At 53.0% G+C, this 20125-nt stretch carries 16 protein-coding genes and 1 pseudogene; 14 read left to right on the top strand and 3 right to left on the bottom strand.

The genetic code is table 11. The annotated features are described in order from the left end of the window. Positions 1–62 precede the first annotated feature (62 nt). From CSTAT_RS11770 to CSTAT_RS11740, 6 genes are all read left to right on the top strand, one after another. On the top strand, positions 63–1574 hold the full coding sequence (locus CSTAT_RS11770; RefSeq protein WP_075723598.1) for a SpaH/EbpB family LPXTG-anchored major pilin: 1512 nt from the start codon (positions 63–65) through the stop codon (positions 1572–1574). 137 nt (positions 1575–1711) lie between these two features. Next, the gene (locus tag CSTAT_RS11765) at positions 1712–2620 is read left to right on the top strand and encodes a class C sortase (RefSeq protein ID WP_244892848.1); all 909 of its coding nucleotides are present in this window, start codon (positions 1712–1714) and stop codon (positions 2618–2620) included. A gap of 30 nt (positions 2621–2650) precedes the next feature. Then, complete coding sequence (locus tag CSTAT_RS11760) at positions 2651–3463, top strand: LPXTG cell wall anchor domain-containing protein (protein WP_169833265.1); 813 nt, start codon at positions 2651–2653, stop codon at positions 3461–3463. Beyond that, complete coding sequence (locus CSTAT_RS13535; RefSeq protein ID WP_156845129.1) at positions 3460–6513, top strand: DUF6923 family protein; 3054 nt, start codon at positions 3460–3462, stop codon at positions 6511–6513. The genes CSTAT_RS11760 and CSTAT_RS13535 overlap by 4 nt, the downstream gene beginning before the upstream one ends. A gap of 346 nt (positions 6514–6859) precedes the next feature. Next, positions 6860–7177 carry a hypothetical protein gene (locus tag CSTAT_RS11750; RefSeq protein WP_244892847.1) on the top strand — a complete coding sequence of 106 codons (318 nt, stop codon included), beginning with the start codon at positions 6860–6862 and terminating at the stop codon, positions 7175–7177. A gap of 114 nt (positions 7178–7291) precedes the next feature. Beyond that, a protein-coding gene (locus CSTAT_RS11740; protein ID WP_156845128.1) for an IS3 family transposase occupies positions 7292–8478 on the top strand; the annotation gives its coding sequence in 2 pieces (ribosomal slippage) (positions 7292–7565 and positions 7565–8478; 1188 coding nt in all). Between the two features lie 367 nt (positions 8479–8845). Here CSTAT_RS11740 and CSTAT_RS11735 read toward each other — a convergent pair. Continuing rightward, entirely contained in the window at positions 8846–9610 is a 765-nt protein-coding gene (locus CSTAT_RS11735) for an ATP-binding protein (protein WP_075722545.1), read from the bottom strand. 5 nt (positions 9611–9615) lie between these two features. Continuing rightward, on the bottom strand, positions 9616–11223 hold the full coding sequence (gene istA, locus CSTAT_RS11730) for an IS21 family transposase (RefSeq protein ID WP_075722970.1): 1608 nt from the start codon (positions 11221–11223) through the stop codon (positions 9616–9618). Between the two features lie 36 nt (positions 11224–11259). Between istA and CSTAT_RS11725 the strand changes: the two genes are divergently transcribed. The 8 genes and pseudogenes from CSTAT_RS11725 (at position 11260) to exaC (ending at position 18831) form a co-directional block, all read left to right on the top strand. Continuing rightward, positions 11260–11727: a DDE-type integrase/transposase/recombinase gene (locus CSTAT_RS11725; protein WP_075723592.1), complete on the top strand. Its 468-nt coding sequence runs from the start codon at positions 11260–11262 to the stop codon at positions 11725–11727. A gap of 83 nt (positions 11728–11810) precedes the next feature. Beyond that, complete coding sequence (locus CSTAT_RS11720; protein WP_075723591.1) at positions 11811–12068, top strand: integrase core domain-containing protein; 258 nt, start codon at positions 11811–11813, stop codon at positions 12066–12068. Between the two features lie 464 nt (positions 12069–12532). Beyond that, positions 12533–14392: a molecular chaperone DnaK gene (dnaK, locus tag CSTAT_RS11715; RefSeq protein ID WP_075723590.1), complete on the top strand. Its 1860-nt coding sequence runs from the start codon at positions 12533–12535 to the stop codon at positions 14390–14392. Next, positions 14392–15066, top strand: a complete 675-nt coding sequence (grpE, locus tag CSTAT_RS11710) for a nucleotide exchange factor GrpE (RefSeq protein WP_066796629.1) — start codon at positions 14392–14394, stop codon at positions 15064–15066. Before dnaK ends, grpE begins: the two co-directional genes overlap by 1 nt. A 159-nt stretch (positions 15067–15225) precedes the next feature. Further along, a complete protein-coding gene (gene dnaJ / locus CSTAT_RS11705) occupies positions 15226–16404 on the top strand; it encodes a molecular chaperone DnaJ (RefSeq protein ID WP_066796626.1) in 1179 nt (392 codons plus the stop codon). Between the two features lie 11 nt (positions 16405–16415). Then, positions 16416–16817: a heat shock protein transcriptional repressor HspR gene (locus CSTAT_RS11700; RefSeq protein WP_075723589.1), complete on the top strand. Its 402-nt coding sequence runs from the start codon at positions 16416–16418 to the stop codon at positions 16815–16817. Between the two features lie 174 nt (positions 16818–16991). Beyond that, positions 16992–17123 (top strand): annotated as a pseudogene (locus CSTAT_RS14010) (PspC domain-containing protein); the annotation flags it as partial. A 187-nt stretch (positions 17124–17310) separates the two neighbouring features. Further along, complete coding sequence (exaC, locus tag CSTAT_RS11690) at positions 17311–18831, top strand: acetaldehyde dehydrogenase ExaC (RefSeq protein ID WP_066796619.1); 1521 nt, start codon at positions 17311–17313, stop codon at positions 18829–18831. On the opposite strand, the gene CSTAT_RS11685 is transcribed toward exaC, so the two are convergent. Continuing rightward, on the bottom strand, positions 18828–19955 hold the full coding sequence (locus CSTAT_RS11685; RefSeq protein WP_075723588.1) for an alpha/beta hydrolase: 1128 nt from the start codon (positions 19953–19955) through the stop codon (positions 18828–18830). The genes exaC and CSTAT_RS11685 overlap by 4 nt on opposite strands. Positions 19956–20125: the final 170 nt, after the last annotated feature.

Here is a 20125-nt window from a genome sequence, read left to right as displayed (position 1 = left end):
GCGAGCGCCCTGGATTTCTTGGAGTGTGAAAACTGGAACGAATTCCGAAAAGGAAACCTGATATGAAGAATCCGACTTTGGTTCGTTCTGCTGCACTCGTCTCAGTCTTTGGTCTAGCCCTCGCGGCTGGCGGGGGCATTGCGCTTACAGCTGCCCCTGTTGCTTTTGCACAGAATTCTGCTGTCATTGATGAATCAGCGCCAGTCACCCTGACCATCAACAAGATTTTGAACCCAGATGCGATTGGTAGTGCAGGCACCGGCGAAGTAGATCCGAGCGTTTCTGGCACCCCGCTCCCGGGTGTCACTTTCACCGCTACTTTGCTGAATACCGATGGTGTCGCGAATGCTGATTTGGGCAGCATCACCGCTAGTGACCTTCAAAATGCTACCCGCACCGGAACTACTGTTCAGGGTGTGACTGGTGCAAGTGGTCAGCTCGTTTTTGATTCACGACACTCAAATCTGGAACAGGGTATCTGGATTGTAGAGGAATCCATTACTGCGCCGATCACGGTTGGAGATGTAACTTATGAGCCAGGCGAGATTGCAAGTACCTCGTTTGTTGTTGCTCTTCCATACACCACACCAACCAGTGACGGTTGGAACTATGACGTAGTGGTTTACCCCAAGAATGCAGCTCCGCAGATTACCAAGACTGTAAACGATGCTGAGCAGAACGTCGGCGACCGGATTTCATACACGGTTAAGGCGACTGTACCTGCTGTCCCGTCCGGTGAGTCACTAACTCGCTTTGCGATCACAGACCAGACTGATGCAGAAAACCTCCACGACGTGACTGTGGACTCCGTCATGCTCTCCGACGGTACGCCGATTGATACAAGCAACTACGATGCAACTGTTGGCGAAAATGGTCTAGTGACCATTGAGTTTAATGCTGCCGGACGCGCATTCCTTGCAAACCATGCTGGAAAGACTGTCGATGTAACGATCGGCGGCGAAGTGCTTGCAGTTGCAGGAACCGATGGTGTGGCTACAAACGAAGCGACTCTGATTGTTCACTACCCAGGTCAAGAAAATAAGACTGAGAAAGACTCGAACGAAGTCACTTCGTACTGGGGTCAGGTTCAGATCAACAAGACTGAAGCGGGTTCCGCGGGCACGGTACTGGAAGGTGCTCAGTTCGAGCTCTTCCGATGCGAAGGCAATGAAACCAGTGCCGACCAGTTCGACGGCATTGATCCAATCTCTATTAACGGTAACTCTACTTGGACTACTAACGCAGAGGGAACCGTAACGATCGACGGTATCCATGTTACCGACATTGAAAACGACACTGTTGACATTGATCGTTGGTACTGCCTCGTTGAGATCGAAGCACCAAATGGCTACGTAGCTACCGAAGAAGTTCACCGCTTCCAACTCGCTTCCGATAGCGAAGAGCGGACTGCTGGCGGCGCGCCTTTGCACATCGCTGACATTGAGAACCAGCGATCTGAGGTGCCTCAGCTGCCTCTGACAGGTGGTATGGGTATTGGTATTCTTGCTGCACTCGGCGTGATCATTGCTGGTCTGGCCGCATGGGTAGCTCGTCGCAATGGATCTGAAGCTTAACTCGGACTAAAAGGTGCTAGACGCCCGATTGAGCTTGGATCTGATCCGTCTCAGCAGTGCGTCTAGCCTGCGATTATTCACCAATTCCATAAACCTGGAAACATATTGATTGGACAATCATGGCCTCACACAGAACCATGGCGAAACCGGGAGCCGAGAAAAACCCTAAGAGCTTGATTTCAAAGGTGCTACCCACGATCATCCTCGTGCTACTTGCGATTGGCGTTCTGTTGTATCCCGTGATTGTCACACAACTAAATAACATTGAACAAAGACGTGTTGCTGAACAATACAGCAGTGACCTGGACATGGAGTCGCACGACGACTTGGCAGAACGCTTTGCTTCTGCACAACGCTACAACGAAGAACGAAGTCAAGGTCCGATACTTGATCCTTGGCTTGCAAGAATTACAGAAGATAATGTTGCCTATCAGGCCTACCTTGACGAGCTAGATACTCATGACGTAATGGCTCGTCTTGTAGTTCCGAGCGCATCAGTCGATCTACCCGTGTACCACGGTACGGGCGAGGAGGTATTGGGCAAAGGTGTGGGTCATCTCTACGGATCCGACTTGCCAGTCGGCGGGCTAGGAACACATTCGATTCTCACGGCGCACACGGGACTCACGAATGCGACTCTCTTTGACAACTTAGATGATGTTGTTGAAGGAGAATCCATCTATATCTCTGTGGCCGGCGAAAAGCTGAAGTACAAAGTTACCGATATCCGAGTGGTACTGCCACACGAAACTGATACATTGCGCCCTGAGATCGGCAAAGATCAGTTGACTTTAATCACCTGTACCCCATACGGCATTAATACTCACCGGCTGTTAGTTACTGGCGAGCGAGTGGAAATGGACCCGGACGAGGAAGGCGACATATTTACACCGAGCGGAATGATTTGGACTTGGTGGATGTACGCCCTCGCAATTACAGCGTTACTGATTGCTTTGCTGACGGTGCGTTGGCTGAGGTCGATGGCGCGGAAGCATAACCAGCGGTTTCCGGAATCCCCGGTTCAGGATAACGAAAGACAAATCTAGATGAATATTAGACGTTTAGCCGTTGGAGCTGTGAGCGCTCTACTTGTAGTCCTGGCGTTAACTTTCGGATCTCAGCAAGTTGCAGCTAGTGCAGATACCGCTGTAGTTTCTGGTTACCAGACTTTGGCACCATCGACTAATACGATCGGTGACCGGTTAAACGAGCTAACTATCTCGATTCCTCATGACAATGACTACGATGATGTGCCGCCGGGAGAGCTTCCACCTGGAGGCCGTGCTGGGTACGAGGTAATAATTTCGCAGATCTCAAACATTGATATTCGTACTGACGAAGGTTACCGATACGCAAAAGGTCTCGATGTAGAACGAGCTCGCTCTCGAGGGCTTTCGGAAGAACGCTCTATTAAGAAAACCGATATTGAAGGACAAGCGTTCTTCGGTGAACTATCGCCTGGCGTATACCTAGTGGAATTTAAATCTCCAGAAACACCCGGCTACCGTTACAAGACTTTTAAGCCGTTCATTGTGATTTTGCCGCTCGTTGGAAAGGACGGCCAGTGGCTAAACAAGGCTGAGATTAACGCAAAGTCAGACGGCGACGGTGAAATTTCCCCACCCACAGAGTTTCCGAATCCTGTGCCTTCAACTGAGGTCCCACCACCTACCAGGACCCCACATGAGGTGGCTCCCACCACTGAGATGCCACGAGAAGTTGAAGTACTTCCACGAGAGCCTGATAGGCCTGTAAACGGGACTCCTGGCCGATTAGCAGAAACCGGCGCTTCTGTCTTGTGGATTGTAGCAATGGGTCTGCTCGCGCTTTTAGCGGGAATTATTTTGATCGGTCGAAAGAATAAAAATATCACGGAGGATGCATCATGAAGTCAGTATTTCCGATGCCATGGACATTAAACGGTACGGTAAATGTCCTCCGCAATCTCGCAATAGTCGTCTTTATCGGTGCATTAATCGTCGTGCTTATGTCTTCTCCCGTTCAGGCGCAGGAGAGCACTTCTGAAGCTAACCCAGGGAATGAATCAGGTTTCGATATTGAGGAAGATACTTCGGAAAACATTCCTGATCGGCCTGTACCAGAAGAGCGGCCTAGTCCTGTGTTATCCGAAAATCTTGAATTGCCTGCTGAAGAAAGTGCTGGACTTCTAGAATCAGAGCCAACGAGCTTGTTCGAGATGGCACCAATGATGGAGATGCCTATGCAAGCTCAAGCCCAGGTATGTACTCCTAGAGGAGGTAGTGGTGAGGCTGCACCAACTGCAGTTAGCTTTCGAGAAGTAGTGCCTTCGGGAAACCTGAAGCGTGTTTACCTCGATTTACCTCAAGATCCATTTGCTCTTCAATCGGTCCAAGTGACCATCCCGGGTGATACTTTTAGTAATGCCAATGCATTCGTCTATCTAAATGGGCGACTGAATGGTCAAGAGGTTCGTTCTAACACCTATGGGCTGAACGTCACGCGTTCTAGTGGCAATCGTGTATTAACAATTACAGCAAGTCCAGGACCGCTACAAATTCGTAGTGGAACCCTAATATTTGCGGTCAACACGGCTAATACGAACTATGCAGCCTGGAATATTATCGTAAACGGAACGCCGGTTGGAGAAGCATCAACAACAGATCCACGGCAAGGAGTGGAATTTGAGGCTTCCGCCAATATGGTGGCACGTAAAGCACCTCGAACTCCTACTGCAACTGAACTCGAGTCCACAACTGTGTTTGTAGCAGCTGGCCAAGGCCGAACTTCCCTCCACCGACAAGTCTTTGGAACGAATGAGTTCGTTAGGATTGGTGAGCAGAGTCGTTGGCAGTATAACGCGATTTCATACAATAATGTTGACCATTGGATTTACGGCATTAGCCAAACGCTAAGTCCAGCAAACCCCTGCTATCCGGGTGGGCACCTATTACAAATCAATCCTGCAACGGGAGAAGTGCACAATCTTGGACCCGTCGTTAGTCCAGGTACCGAAAACTCCGCCTTTGTTGGCGAAAATCAATTAATCAATTCAGGTGTCTTTGAGCCGTCGAATTCGGTACTGCGAGTGGCAAATGCATCTACATCAGGAACTCGGCAGACGTATCAAGTGCAGCTTCCGAATGTAGGAGTACTAAGCATGCCCACAGCTCAAGTTCGGGCATCCGACTACATGTATGCGGAAGACCACGTAGCGGGACTTGGAACGAACAGTAGGTACGCGTGGGGCATAGTCAGTCCTGCCCCAATGCGGAATAATCTAGTGCCTGGATACACGAATCCAGACAACACGGTGGTTATAGAGCGAATTGATATGGTCACCAACGTAAAAACCTATTTCAATGTGACCAATTTACGTTCGGCAACTGGCCAGCAAATTCCTAGAGCAAGGACATGGGGCAAAGCTTGGGCCTACGGTAACGGCAACTTCGGATTCGGTACCGGTGGTGAAACTGCGGATCAGTTAGGAGTGCAACTCAGGATCGAGAACCAGGGTTCAGCAAACCCAACCTTCACATCAGTAAATTCTCAAAGTGGACTTCCTGCCAGTTACAACACGGACGGTACGAGTAACGCAGGTGTGCCCCCACAAGCATCAGATTTGGAAGCGGTGAAATTTCAGGTAACCCCTGCACAGCATCCAGATATAATTGAAGCGCTACGCAGCACTAATGCATACGATCCATCCCGTATTTACTGGGGTGTACGAGTGACAAACAAGGGGCCGGGTAGGTCATCAGGGTATACACTTTATGACCACATGCCGAGCGACTACCAAAATCAAAGAGTGCATTTGGCGGCCGCAGGTGATTATGTTGTGGGTGGTATGCAAACGGTTGGTACAAAGGGTGGTCCTTCAGGCACCTATGTCTTTGGTCCGTTAGCTAATGGTGAGACCAGGCAAATTGTAGTTTCAGCTGCACGATCAGGCGCTAATTCGCAATGCGGACCAAACACCGTTGAGATCGTGAACAATGAGAACGATCCCATTCAAAGCAATAACCAGGCTGAAGTTCCGACCAATTGTGCGGTTGAAGTTGATAAGTCTTCCGTCGGTAATGTCCGAGTAGATGGAGCTGGTACTTACACCGCGACGTATGACATAACTGTTTCGGGCTTTGGTAACTATGCTGAAGTCATCGATCGGCCAACCCTGCCTGCTGGAGCGGTCATGAACGAAGTTTCTGTAATCTTTGTTAATGAGGCCGGTCAGCAGCGTGCAAAACGTGTGTTGGCTTCTCGGCCTGACGGTTCCTACAAATTGGATGAAAATTCAGCTCAAAGAACCCTGTCTGGGTCTGGTTCAGGCGTTCATGTTTATAAAGTTGAAATGAAATTTACAATTGATCCGGCCCAATGGCATGAAGCCTACGGTGATGTCCAGAATGGAGATTGCAAAACTCGAGGAGGAATTGGTAACGCAGTAACAGTAGGCCAATCTACTGATGAAGTTTGCGATGACGTTCCGCCTCCGAGTCTCCCGGATCCGACCCTGAAGATCATCAAAATGGGGCCAGACGGTAATCCACTTCCACTTGAAGGTGTGCGATTTGCTGTAAATCGCCCTGATGGCTCGCACGTGACTGACTTGGAAATCGATGGTGCGTATCTCACTGCCACCTTGGAATATGATGAAGAGTACGTGCTTGTCGAGCTGCAGTCACCTACGGGATATTCTTTGTTGGGCAAGGAAATACCTTTCCGAATCCTGATGGAAAACGGCAGGGCAGTCGTTCAAGTTGAAGGCGCACCCATTGAGATATCAGTATTACCGGCAACAAGCGAAAGTCCATTTGAGCCAGTGGTAGAAGTGGTTAACGTTTACAAGGGAGAATTGCCACTTACTGGCGGTTCCGGTTGGTATCGCCTTGGCCTCATAGGTCTACTCTTGGCTGGTGCTGCGGTACTAGCGGCTACACGGTCTGCTCAAAAGAACTAGCAGTGATTGAGCTGAGATCGAATCTTCTTCCGGAATTGCAGGTTCGATCTCAGGGGTTGTGGCTTCCTGGCTGTATTCCCTCGATATGTTATTCAGGATCGGCTGTTACAAGGCTCCTTGGTGAAATAAAGGGAGGCGGCGCAAAACTCATTCATTGCGACCGATTGGGAAGTCGAATAATAGTTCTATTCCCCAATCGGCCGCTTGAATTTCTACTAGAAACTAGATCCCCGGAAGTCGAGGACAATTGCACCTTTTAGTTCCTACTTGTGATGTCTAACGACTTTTTGGACTCTAAACCGGCCTGGGTTGGTGAGAGGGCATGATGTAACGCAGGAGGAGCATCATGGCTATTAACCCCTACGACCAGGAGACCCGCCAGCGGGCGGTGCGCCTGTACTTCGAGGAGCTCGCTGACGGCGCTTCATCCAAGGCAGCCGCACTACGCGCTGTCGAAGCTGTCATCGGCATCAAAACATCTGCTATCCGCAATTGGGTACGCGCAGAAGAGAAAAAGGTGGACGCCGCCGTCGAGTATTCCGACGCCGTGAAAGACGCGGAACTTATCACCCTGCGCAAAGAAAATGCCGGGCTCAAAGAAGCTAACGAGATCCTGAAACTTACCTCAGCTTTTTGGCCCAGGCGGAGCTCGACCGCAAACTGAAGTGCTCGTGGACTTCCTCCGCACTCACCGACACCTGTATTCCATGGACCTGACCCCCGTTTGGTGGACACCTAACATCCCAACATTCTGGGACTGAAAGGTAATCTTCACACCATGCCGATCAAGACCTATTCAGAGGAGTTCAAGCGCGACGCCGTCGCCTTGTATGAGAACTCCCCGGGCACCTCGATCCAGACCATCGCCACTGATCTTGGGGTCAACCGCGCCACGTTGGCGAACTGGGTGAAAAAATACGGCACCGCAGCTCCCAACGAAGCGCCTTCACCAGCCTCGGTGAACGAAGCCGAGCGGATCCGAAAGCTGGAACGCGAAGTCGCCCGCCTGAGAGAAGAACGTGACATCCTGCGCAAGGCGGCTAAATATTTCGCGGAAGAGACGAACTGGTGATCCGCTTCCGGTTCGTTGATGACGCCCAGAAAAACCATTCGGTTAAGCGGTTATGTGAGGTTCTGAAACTCAACAGGTCCTCCTATTACAAATGGAAAAACAGCAGTTCAGACTGTAGAAAACGACTGATATCTGACGCTCTCCCCGGGGCCCGGGTCAAGGCGGTCTTCACCGCCGAAAAGGGTTGTTATGGAGCCAAACGGATCACGGCTGAACTCAAAGACCAGGCCGATCATGCCCCCGTGAACCACAAGCGAGTTGCGCGGGTCATGCGTGAACTCAAACTGTTTGGCTACACCAAAAAGCGCAAGGTCACCACCACGGTGTCGGATCAGAAGAAACCAGTGTTTCCTGATCTGGTGGGCCGGAAATTCACTGCTGAGAAGCCGAACCAGGTGTACGTCGGGGACATTACCTACCTGCCGATTACGAATGGGTCGAATATGTATCTGGCTACGGTCATTGATTGCTATTCCCGCCGGTTGGTGGGCTTTGCGATCGCCGATCACATGCGGACCAGCCTGGTCCAGGACGCACTGTTGATGGCCAAAGGCCAGCGCGGAAGCCTGAAAGGCTCAATCTTTCACTCGGATCACGGAAGTGTTTATACGTCGAACGCATTCCAGGACACCTGCAAAGAATTAGGGATCAGGCAGTCGATGGGATCAATCGGGACCAGTGCGGATAACGCGTTGGCGGAGTCCTTCAATGCCGCGATGAAGCGGGAAGTCCTTCAGGATTCCCAGACATTCATGAACCAGTTGCTCTGCCGCCGAGACGTCTTCCGCTGGTGCACCCGCTACAACACGGTGCGCCGGCATTCCTGGTGTAAATTTCTCGCCCCTGCGGTGTTCGAGGAGAGCGGTCTTGCTATCCTGAAATCTGCTTCCTGACTAAATCCTCCGTGTCTACTATCCGGGGGTCGGGCCCCATCGAGCGGATGTGCCGCGTGCTCAACGAGCATAAATACGCTATTTCACCAGCAACGTTCTACCGCTTCCAGGCCCGTGATTTCGGGCCCACCCCTGCCGAGCTGGATGAGGCGTATACCGCGCACCGGCTCTTTAAGCTGTGGCGGGCCAATCGGCGGGTCTACGGGCGACGAAAACTATAGAAAGCCGCCCACCGGGTGCTGACTCCGATGTTTTGGTACCGGTGTTCCGGGGAGCTGGTACTTAGAGTTTCCGGGTTGTTGGTACTGGGGTTGGCCCCTGGTGGCAGCTTGTTTGGTCGGTGGGCTGCTACCAGGGGTCAGTGTTGTTAGTCGGTGGTGTGGTGGGTGTAGGCCAGGTGTTGGCGCATGTCGTAGTCGCCGAGGTTGATGCGTTGGCCGGTGTTAAGTCGGCTGACTAGGGAGTCGGCGCCGACTCTATCGGGGAGGGCTTCAAGCCAGTAGGCGGCGGAGGTTTGCGAGGCGACAATGGTTGGTAGTCTGCCGTCGCGGTCGAATATGATTTTGGTGAGGTCTTCTTGTCCACGTTGGTCGATTCCTATGGTCAGGAAGTCATCCAGGATGAGAACGTCTATGTTTTGCAGCCGTCGCATAAGGTCTGCATAACGCTTATCTGCTGGCAGGAAGACCGTTAAAGCATCCACAAGTTGATCAAGTCGGTAGTAGGCTACCGAGTAGCCTGCTTGGCAGGCGGCAATGCCTAAAGCGCAGGCGATATAGGTTTTACCGGTACCGGTCGGTGCTAGCACGTGGACGTTGGTGGGGTTTTCACGCCAGTTTGTCGCGGACAAGCGTTTGAGCTGGCGCAGGTTGATACCACGATCTTGTGGGTTAATCACCTCGGCCAACGTGGCATCGGGGTAGCGGAATTTGGCTTGGGTGATGGCTTTGGCGATATTGCGTTGCCGGCGTTGTTCGGCGGCTTGGGCCACTGCTTTGAGAAAGATCTCTTCCGGCAGCGCATTGGTCATTTCTTCATCCGCTGCGAGTTCAAAGTAGACATCAGCAAATGTGGATAGCCGCAGCTGGCGTAATTGTGCCCGGGTGGTTTCATCAATACTTAACAATGACATGATGGCTATACCTCCTTGACCTGGTCATAGTGACTTGCCGGGCGAATGAAGACAGCGCCTGCGACTTTGTCGATATCAACAGGTTTGCGTGCCCTATCACCTGAAACGACTGTCGGTGGTGCGCACTGTTGTTGATGATTGCGTGCGATATCGGTTTGGATACGGGCAATGACCTGCATATTCGGTGCTAGATTATGCTCAAGTATTTTCTGGCAGGCAGGCTCCAAGCTGGTCTTGTTGTGCTTGTTGCCAAGTTTGACCAGTATGTTGCGTGCGGTGTGTAGCCCGCGGGGAATGGCTTTTTCATTGCGCTTGAGGATTAGTGTGATGACCTTGGTAGTTGCCGGCCCGAACGAGGATGCGCGTTTGAGCAGTTCATCACGGGTGAGAACTTCGACTCCGTGGGTATCACCATCAGGATTATGCGCCGGGTCGGTGCTGTATCGGTAGCGAAATCCCTGTAGCCTGCTGTGTTCTGCTACCAGTGTGTCCCCGTCGAAGATGCTGACGAGGTCTTTGGTCAAACGGGCTCGAAGTCGTTTCCCGATGAGACGAAACGGTACCGAATAGTATTGGTGGTCGCAGGTGATGTGCCAGTTGCGATCGACTTTGACATCACGCCAGGACACTTCGGTAAAAGCTACCGCGGGTAGATCCCGCATCAAGGGTGCTTCATCCGCGTCAAATAGCTCGCGTCGGCTCATCCCATCAGTGCGTACGAGGTTGTCGTTGATATCGTCAACGCGGATGATGATGGCTTCGTTGAGCTCATCCAGGCTGTAGAAGATTTGACCATCAAAATAGCCCAGGATACGGCTATAGGCTGTTTGCACGGCGCGTTCTACTGCGGCTTTATCCTTCGGTTTGCTTGGTCGTGCTGGCACGATAAGCAGGTCGTAGAACGTAGCGAAATCAGCGTAACGGTCATGGATACGACGAGCTGGTTGTGCTTTGAACGGCCGATACGTTGCGGTAGATGCATTATCAGGGACGATGATCCCTGGTACTTTCCCGAGATAGTTCAACGCTTGGACGTGACAGTCAATCCAGGCTGGCATTTTCTCATTTGCGGCAGCCAGGGCAAACAATAACCCAGAATATGGACACACTGCGACAAACAACGAGGCCTTCATCCCAACCAGTCCGGTGGCCTGGTCGATGACCGGGATCTTATCGCCGGCCCAATCAACATAGAGTTCCTGGCCCGGCTCATGTTCAATCACGCTGTCAAGCCCCGAGGCTTGCACATAGTCGCGCAGATGCCCGCAGAACTGCGAGTACTGATACTTTGCTTCGTCCGGACCGGCATCAATGGCAAGATAATCCATCCATAGCTTATGCCGGGTCAGATGCTTATTTGCTGCCAAACGCTTCGCCAAGGCTTGGAAGTCTGGCTGGTGATAATGCTTCTTACGCACAGTACGGTTATCGCCGAAGTGATGCTCGAAAAACTCGGGCGCAAGCTGGGGAAACGATTCTTTGGTGACCGACTCTGATGCAATCACAGCCTTGGTCTTTGCGATATCACGACGTGAGCATCCCAGGGCAGAAGCTATTGCAGAATAGCTCACCCCGTCTAAACACATCGCCATGATTTCTTTGAAGTTAGCCATTACAGGCCCCTTTTTTGACTCATGAAAGGTGACGCGATGACACAAGACGTGGCACCGCCACCTAAAACAATGACCCAAACCCCCAAGCAGTACCACTTATACGGAACACGGGTACCAACTACGCGGAATACCCGTACCAACTACCCCGAAACGGCACACCGGGCAGGCTGGATCATTGGCCGTGGCCAGGTGCAACGCCTGATGAATATCCTTGGAATCGCGGGTGTACTCCGATGCAAGACCACACGCACCATCGTTGCTGATCCCACCGCGCAGCGTTTCCCGGATCGTATTCAACGTGCTTGGTTGAAGGCTCAGCGCCCCGATCAGTGGTGGGTCGCGGATTTCACGTATGTGCACACCAGCTGCGGTTGCAGCTACGTGGCTTTTGTCACCGACGTGTTCACTCGTGAGATCCTGGCGTATGTCGTGGACACCCGAGCTACGAAATCTTTGGTCATCCGTGCGCTGCGACAGGCACTGGCGCCAGGACCCGTACTTTGAATCGGCCGGGGTGATCCATCACTTAAGATTCGGGCTGACAGTACACCTCCACAGAACTGCGCCGGCTGCTGGCTGTCTATTAGATGGATGGGTCTATCGGCACTGTCGGCGACGCCTACGATAACGGCCTGATGGAGAAAACGATCGGGCTGTACAAATCTGAGCTCATTGATTCCGAGGCAGGGACGTGGACAAACTGGGGTGAGGTGGAACGCGCCACAGCTGGATGGGTCCACTGGTATAACCACGAGCGGTTGCATTCCTCGCTCGGGCATATCCCGCCGATCCAGCACTACACCAACTACCAACGAGAAAACTACACAGGCCTTCACGCCGTGTAACACGCCACTCTCAAAAATTCAGGCCGATTCAATTCTAACTATTTTAAATCTGACCCTTAGGCATGTATTTACAAGCTGTGGCGACGTAGAATGTGGATTTCTAGTGCTAGCGATTCTGTAATGAAATTGAGTCGCCCCCACTTAATTCCAGTGTGTGACGGGTCGCTTTTGGAAGGTTTTGAGGGGTGTGGGGGGAGCATCGGCAAGCTGTTGTGCACTTGCAATCTGAACATTCTGCAAACTTTTTTAAAGCTACTACCTGGGGTTTTTAAAAATCTTTAAATAAAGTTGAGTTGGGCGGGAACAACTTTGAGATGTGTGCCGTTATAGTAGTTGAGTGGCCAACGCTCAGGAATGATGCGAGAAATTGCAATCATCTGTTATTGTGGGCGAGTAGCTCATTAAGGGTTGAGTCACAGACAATCAACTTAAATGAAACCCAAAGCTAGAAGGAGAACAAAACTATGGGACGCGCAGTAGGCATTGACCTCGGTACCACCAACTCAGTCGTATCTGTACTGGAAGGTGGCGAGGCAACCGTTATTGCTAACTCAGAGGGTGCACGCACCACCCCATCTGTTGTCGCTTTTGCAAAGAACGGCGAAATCCTCGTCGGTCAGTCTGCTAAGAACCAGGCTGTCACCAACGTGGATCGCACCATCCGCTCCGTTAAGCGCCACATCGGTACTGACTGGACGGTAGATATTGATGATAAGAAGTACACCTCCCAGGAAATCTCCGCTCGTACCTTGATGAAGCTCAAGCGCGACGCAGAGTCCTACTTGGGCGAAGACGTTACTGATGCAGTTATTACCGTTCCTGCATACTTCGAGGACGCACAGCGCCAGGCAACCAAGGAAGCCGGCCAGATTGCAGGCCTTAACGTTCTGCGTATTGTTAACGAGCCAACCGCGGCAGCACTTGCTTATGGCCTAGAAAAGGGCGACAAGGAACAGACTATTCTGGTCTTCGACCTTGGTGGCGGTACCTTCGACGTTTCCTTGCTGGAAATCGGCGACGGCGTCGTAGAAGTTATGGCAACCGCTGGTGACAATGCCCTCGGTGGCGATGACTGGGACCAGCGCATCGTTGACTGGTTGGTAGAGAAGTTCAAGTCCTCCAACGGTATTGACCTGACCAAGGACAAGATGGCCCTGCAGCGTCTGCGTGAGGCAGCGGAGAAGGCAAAGATCGAACTGTCTTCCTCCCAGCAGGCAAACATCAACCTGCCATACATCACCGTTGATGGTGACAAGAACCCACTGTTCTTGGACGAGACCCTGTCCCGCACCGAGTTCCAGCGCATCACCCAGGACCTGCTGGACCGCACCAAGAGCCCATTCAACCAGGTCATCAAGGACGCGGAAATGTCCGTCGGCGATGTTGACCACGTTGTTCTGGTCGGTGGCTCCACCCGTATGCCAGCTGTCTCCGACTTGGTTAAGGAACTGACCGGCCGCGAGCCAAACAAGGGCGTTAACCCAGACGAGGTTGTTGCAGTAGGTGCAGCACTTCAGGCTGGTGTCCTGCGTGGTGAAGTTAAGGACGTTCTGCTGCTGGACGTCACCCCACTGTCTCTTGGTATTGAAACCAAGGGTGGCGTGATGACCAAGCTGATTGAGCGCAACACCACCATTCCAACCAAGAAGTCTGAAACCTTCACCACCGCGGAAGACAACCAGCCTTCCGTACAGATTCAGGTCTTCCAGGGTGAGCGCGAGATGGCTTCCGCTAACAAGCTGCTCGGCTCCTTCGAGCTCGGCGGCATTGCTCCAGCTCCTCGCGGTATGCCTCAGATTGAGGTCACCTTCGATATTGACGCAAACGGCATTGTTTCCGTTTCCGCAAAGGACAAGGGTACTGGCAAGGAAAACACCATCAAGATCCAGGATGGTTCCGGTCTCTCCCAGGAAGAGATCGACCGCATGGTCAAGGATGCTGAAGCACACGCTGAGGAAGACAAGAAGCGTCGTGAAGAGCAGGAAACCCGCAACAACGCGGAGAACACTGCTTACCAGACCCGTAAGTTCTTGGAAGAGAACTCCGACAAGGTCGATGAAGCAATCAAGACCAAGGTCACCGAGGCTGCCGATGCTGTCGACGAAGCACTCAAGGGCGATGACATCGAAGCAATCAAGTCCGCTGTAGAGAAGCTGTCCACCGAATCTCAGGAAATGGGCAAGCAGATCTACGAGGCACAGGCTGCTGAAGGCGCAGAGGCTGGCGCTGCTTCTGAAAACTCCGACCCTAACGTCGTTGACGCTGAGGTTGTAGACGAAGAAGATGCTGACGCAGAGTCAGAGAACAAGGACGGCGATAAGTAATGACTCAGCCGAACGGAATGCCAGAGAACCCCGGCGACCCAGAGCAGACTGACCCTGAGGCAACCTCTGCAGACCGTGCTGAGGCCGCAGCGGAGGAAGCTTTGGAAGCCCAGGCAGACGCGATCAAGGATGAATCCTTCGAAGCAGCTGCTGAAGGCGACGTGCAGGTAAGCCCAGAGATGGAAGCTGAAATTGAAGAAAGCCTAGAAGGCGTCGATGCTGATGCCGAGGCTTCCGATGTTGAAGCACAGCTTGCGGAGCGTACCGAAGATCTACAACGCCTCAATGCTGAGTACACCAATTACCGCCGCCGCACTGAGCGTGACCGCCAGGCAGTAATTGAAAATGCCAAGAGCCAGGTTATTGCAGCATTCCTGCCTATCCTGGACGACTTGGATTTGGCTCGCCAGCACGGTGACCTCAATGAGGGGCCGCTCAAGGCGATTGCTGACAAGCTCTCGAGCACCCTTGCAAGCCAAAAGCTTGAAGGCTTCGGCGAAGAGGGCGACGCATTTGACCCAGAGATCCATGAAGCAGTTCAAGATCTCTCCTCCGGTGGAGAACAGGTAGTTGGTACCGTTCTTCGCCGCGGCTACCGCGTCGGCGATAAGCTGGTTCGCAATGCCATGGTCATCATCGCTGATCCTGAACCATCAGCGGAGCAAGAAAGCTAGCCAATGAGAAAGGGCGTCAGGGGTGTGTTTGAACAGACTCTGACGCCCTTACTTGCATTAGTGGCAGTATTAAGAAATTAAGAACTAAATAATTAGCTTAGATAAAACAATAATTACTTATGACATTTTCTACTCTTCAATGAAAGGAGGAGATGCCCAGTGAGCGCAAAACCTGAATGGGCAGACAAAGATTACTATGCGGATCTGGGGGTCTCCTCGTCCGCGTCTGCAGATGAAATCAAGCGTACTTATCGCAAGCTTGCTCGCGAGAACCACCCGGACACAAATCCCGATAACCCTGAGGCGCTAGAACGTTTCAAGCGGGCAGCTGAAGCCTACGACACCCTATCTGACCCTGATGAGCGCAAGGAATATGACAACTTCCGCAAGATGGTCCGCTCCGGCGGATTCGGAAGGTCAGGAGGCGCCGGCTTTCCCGGCGGGTTTCGGTCGACGCAAGAAGACTTCGACCTCTCCGACATCTTTGGCGGACGGGCGTCTGGACAAGGCGATAGCGGTGGCTTTGGGGATATCTTCGGTGGCGTTTTCAACCGCGGTGGCGGTGGCGGCCGCGCAGCTCGGCCGTCGCGGGGGGCGGACGTCGAGACGGAAGTAACCCTCGAATTTCGCGAAGCAGCCAAGGGAACCACCATTCCTTTGCAGCTTTCCGGTGAGGCACCGTGCACAACCTGTCATGGTTCCGGTTCGAAATCCGGCAAGACCACTACGTGTTCTAACTGTGGCGGTACTGGTTTTGCTAGTGAAAACCGCGGCGCTTTCGCATTCTCTAGCCCATGCACTGTGTGTGGTGGCTCCGGCCGCGCGGTTACCGACCCATGTGATGATTGCAAGGGTCAAGGCACCGTGCACCGTACCCGGTCCATTACCGTTCGTATCCCAGCGGGGGTCATCGACGGGCAAAAGGTGCGTTTGGCCGGCCAAGGCGAGGCAGGGCCTAACGGCACTCCGTCCGGAGACCTCTTCGTCAAAGTTAAGGTCAAGCCGGATAAGGTCTTTACCCGTGAAGGCGATGACCTGCACGTAACCGTGCCGGTAAGCTTTGCGGAACTGACCTTAGGCGACACCATCAACGTGCCAACATTGGATGCGCCAGTGCGCGTGAAGGTACCTGCAGGCACTCCCGATGGTCGTACCCTGCGTGTACGCGGACGTGGAGTTCCAAAGCGAGGCGGTACTGCCGGCGATCTGATGGTCACAGTCCAAGTAAAGGTTCCTTCGAACTTGGATGCAGCGGCATCGTCAGCATTGCGTACTTACGCCCAGGCAGAAAAGGAATCCGGTTTCAATCCCCGTGCTGGGTGGGCGGGGAATGCGTAGGAGGTGTGAAAATGAGCGAGAAAACTCTCTACGTCATTTCTGTAGCCGCCGAACGTGCCGGGATGCACGCGCAGACGCTGCGTACCTATGACCGTCTTGGTCTGGTGACCCCGGAGCGCACCTCAGGCGGTGGCCGGCGCTATTCCGATCGCGATATTAAGCTGTTGCGCCGAATTCAAGAGCTATCTCAAGAAGACGGCGTAAACCTAGCTGGAATTAAAGCGATTATTGAGTTGACCGAAGAACGCGACCGACTGCGTGACGAACGCGATGCGCTAGCGCAAGAGTTGCATGCTGTGCGCTCGGCGCAGGAACAATTCCGCAGCCAGCGCGGAGGCGAGTTGGTTCACGTGCCGCGGTCGACGTCCGTGGTTATGTGGAAGCCACGCCGTCGTCGCAGCAGCGAGTCGTAGAAAAATTTCAGTCGATTAGGGCCCCGAATTCATGTAATTGAGTACGGGGTCTTTCGCTATCGTTGGTGGTATCCCGCAAAGGCGAAGGCAGCAATGCGAATCTTGTCCTTTAAAAAATTCGCGCTGCCATAGGTTGGGGGTGCGAACCAGAAATACTATCCTCTCTCCGATGGAAAGATGCTGGGTGGGGTGTGCTCCGGCATTGCTGACCTGCGCGGTTCTGACCCGAATGTTATCCGGTTTTGGGTTGTGCTTCCTATGGTGTTCGGGGTCCCATGGTTGCGGTCTATCTGTGGGTGTGGCTGACATTCCCGGAGAAATCAGAGGTCATTTAAGGGATCTAGCCGCAGCGGGGGTTTCTTGTTAATTTCGTGGCTTAAACATTCAACATGTATTAGCATGGTGGCAAACGTGACTTGGTTCATGTTCCATCCATATTGGGGCGCGCATTACTGCTGCGGTTGTGGTGTGCGCATTCGAAGAGAGGCTAATCATGACTGTTTATGCACAACCTGGAACTGAAGGCTCAATCGTCAACTACCGTGAACGCTACGACAACTTCATCGGCGGTGAATGGGTCGCACCGGCTGACGGTGAATACATGGACAATATCAGCCCTGTCACCGGTGAAGTCTTCTGCCAGGTCGCGCGCAGTAAGGCAGCGGATATCGACAAGGCAGTAGATGCCGCGGAGAAGGCTTTTGAAACCTGGGGTAAAACCTCAGCCGCAGAGCGCTCTTTGGTGCTGCTGCGCATCGCGGACATCATCGAAGAGAATCTGGAAGAAATCGCTGTCGCTGAGACCTGGGAAAATGGTAAGGCCGTGCGTGAGTGTCTCGCAGCGGATATCCCACTGGCAGTAGACCACTTCCGATACTTCGCAGGTGTTCTGCGTGCCCAGGAAGGTCGCCTGTCCCAGATTGATGAAGACACCGTGGCGTACCACTTTTACGAGCCACTCGGCGTGGTGGGTCAGATCATTCCATGGAACTTCCCAATCCTCATGGCAACCTGGAAGATTGCGCCAGCACTGGCAACGGGTAACTGCATCGTCATGAAGCCAGCTGAGCAGACCCCAGCGTCAATCTTGTACTTGATTGAAAAGATTAAGGATGTTGTGCCAGCGGGTGTTCTCAACATCGTCAACGGCCTGGGTGAGGAAGCCGGTGCGGCGCTGACCGCGAATGAGCGTATCAAGAAGATTGCGTTTACCGGTTCCACCCCAGTCGGCAAGATGATTAACAAGAGCACCGCCGAGCGCATCATTCCAGTGACCTTGGAGCTGGGCGGTAAGTCCCCATCTATCTTCTTCAAAGACATCATGGATGAAGATGATGACTTCCTGGAGAAGTGTGTTGAGGGCTTTACGATGTTCGCTCTGAACCAGGGCGAGGTCTGTACCTGTCCATCGCGTGCGTTGATTCACGAAGACATCGCAGAGGACTTTCTCAAGCTTGCCATTGAGCGCGTGAAGGCTATCAAGATTGGTAACCCACTGGATACTGAAACCATGATGGGTGCGCAGGCTTCCGTGGAGCAGATGGAAAAGATTAAGTCCTACCTGGAGATTGGCCCAGCAGAAGGTGCAGAAACGCTTATCGGTGGTGGCATCAACAAGATTGATGGCTTGGAAAACGGCTACTACATTGAGCCAACCGTCTTCCGTGGTAGCAATGACATGCAGATCTTCCGCGATGAGATTTTCGGCCCAGTCCTGGCAGTGGCAACGTTCAAGGACTATGACGAAGCCATCAAGATCGCTAACGACACCAACTTCGGTCTCGGTGGCGGTGTCTGGACCCGTGGCCAAAACACCGCATACCGTGCCGGCCGTGACATCCAGGCAGGTCGCGTGTGGGTTAACCACTACCACGTCTACCCAGCGCACTCCGCTTTCGGCGGCTACAAGGAATCCGGCCTTGGCCGTGAGAACCACCTGATGATGATGTCTCACTACCAAGAAACCAAGAACATGCTGGTCTCTTACTCTGAAAAGCCAGCTGGCTTGTTCTAGCGCGTAGCTATGGTGCGCAGCCCTTCTAAAAACACTGGGTCAGTCCAGTAGGACGTATGAGTTCCCTTCGGCTTGGTGGGGAAGGGCTGCGCACCAAATGTTGGTGCGGTGGGGTCTACTCCATGGGCGCCACCATAGTTGCCACCCGTAAAAGATATAGGATCTCCATCATTGGTTACCGCTACCACTGAACCGTCAAAGCCCAGTTGGGACGAATGCGAAACACCGACTCCGGGGCTGCCCACGAGCACTAATTCATCCGCCTCCAAGCCTTCGCGTGCAGCGTATCCAGAAACCACTGACCCGTAAGAGTATCCGGTAACCACCTTTTTGGCAGCGGGAAAGCGCTGGCTTAAGCTGCGTTGAAAGCGCGCTAGCTCACCGCCGGCAGCTTCGGCGGGCGCGGCATGGACGGCACGGGAAAGATTCGCTGGTGCCCCGTATCCCAACCATAACGCTGTGACGCCGCCGGTGGCATGTGCAATAGAACGCGAACGCTCGATTGTGGTTGGCCACCGAGATTTATCAGAAGAGCCAACGCCTTCGACAAAAGTCGTCACTGAGCTTGGTGAGGTTTTTACCTCGTTCGGGTCTATGATCGCCACCATGGTGTCTTCACCGACTTCGAGTAAGTACACATCCGGGTTGGCCTCGGCTAAAGCTTGAATCTCTGGCGGAGCTTGGGCCATATTGAGCTCATGGATAGCATCGAGGGAAAGCTCGCCAAACTCATCCAGTCTCTTCGGCGGCGGGGTAGCAACTGGCGTGCACAAAGCATCGATGCTGCGCGCACATGCCCAATCTAAGGCATCGCCGAGTGAATTGAGGTTAGTCATTAAATCTTCGCCCAGGGTGCTTAGCATCAGCTTTTCAGCACGCTGTTGCAAGGTGGCAAATACTTCCAAGACAGTAGAGGCAGCGGCCATTTTGTGCGCGGGAGCATTTAAGCTTGTCGATGCCTCCTGCACGTTTCCCAACGCGATTTCCAAAGCATTACCGCTAAAACCAGCATGCGTAATCTCGCGTTGATAGCCCTCGGATTCCTCACGGAACTGCGCGAGCGAAACGGAGTGCTGGCGCAGCATTGCCGCAGCCCTAAACATTTCAGCACTATGTAGTTTCATAGAATCCGCCTTAACTGCGCTGCCAGCGAATTATCATCACTGCGCATTCGCGTTAGCATTGCCGCGACAGAATGTAATTGGTCCGCACAGGCGTGCGTTGATTGTGCAACGGCTCTAGACCAAGAAGTGGTGGCATTAGATAAGGCATGTGCGGTTAAAGATTCGGGGCG

The sequence above is a fragment of the Corynebacterium stationis genome (genome assembly GCF_001941345.1).
In the GTDB taxonomy this organism is placed as follows: domain Bacteria; phylum Actinomycetota; class Actinomycetes; order Mycobacteriales; family Mycobacteriaceae; genus Corynebacterium; species Corynebacterium stationis.
The sequence above is the reverse complement of the archived record's forward strand: the minus strand, read 5'-3'. Positions and strand labels throughout refer to the sequence as shown.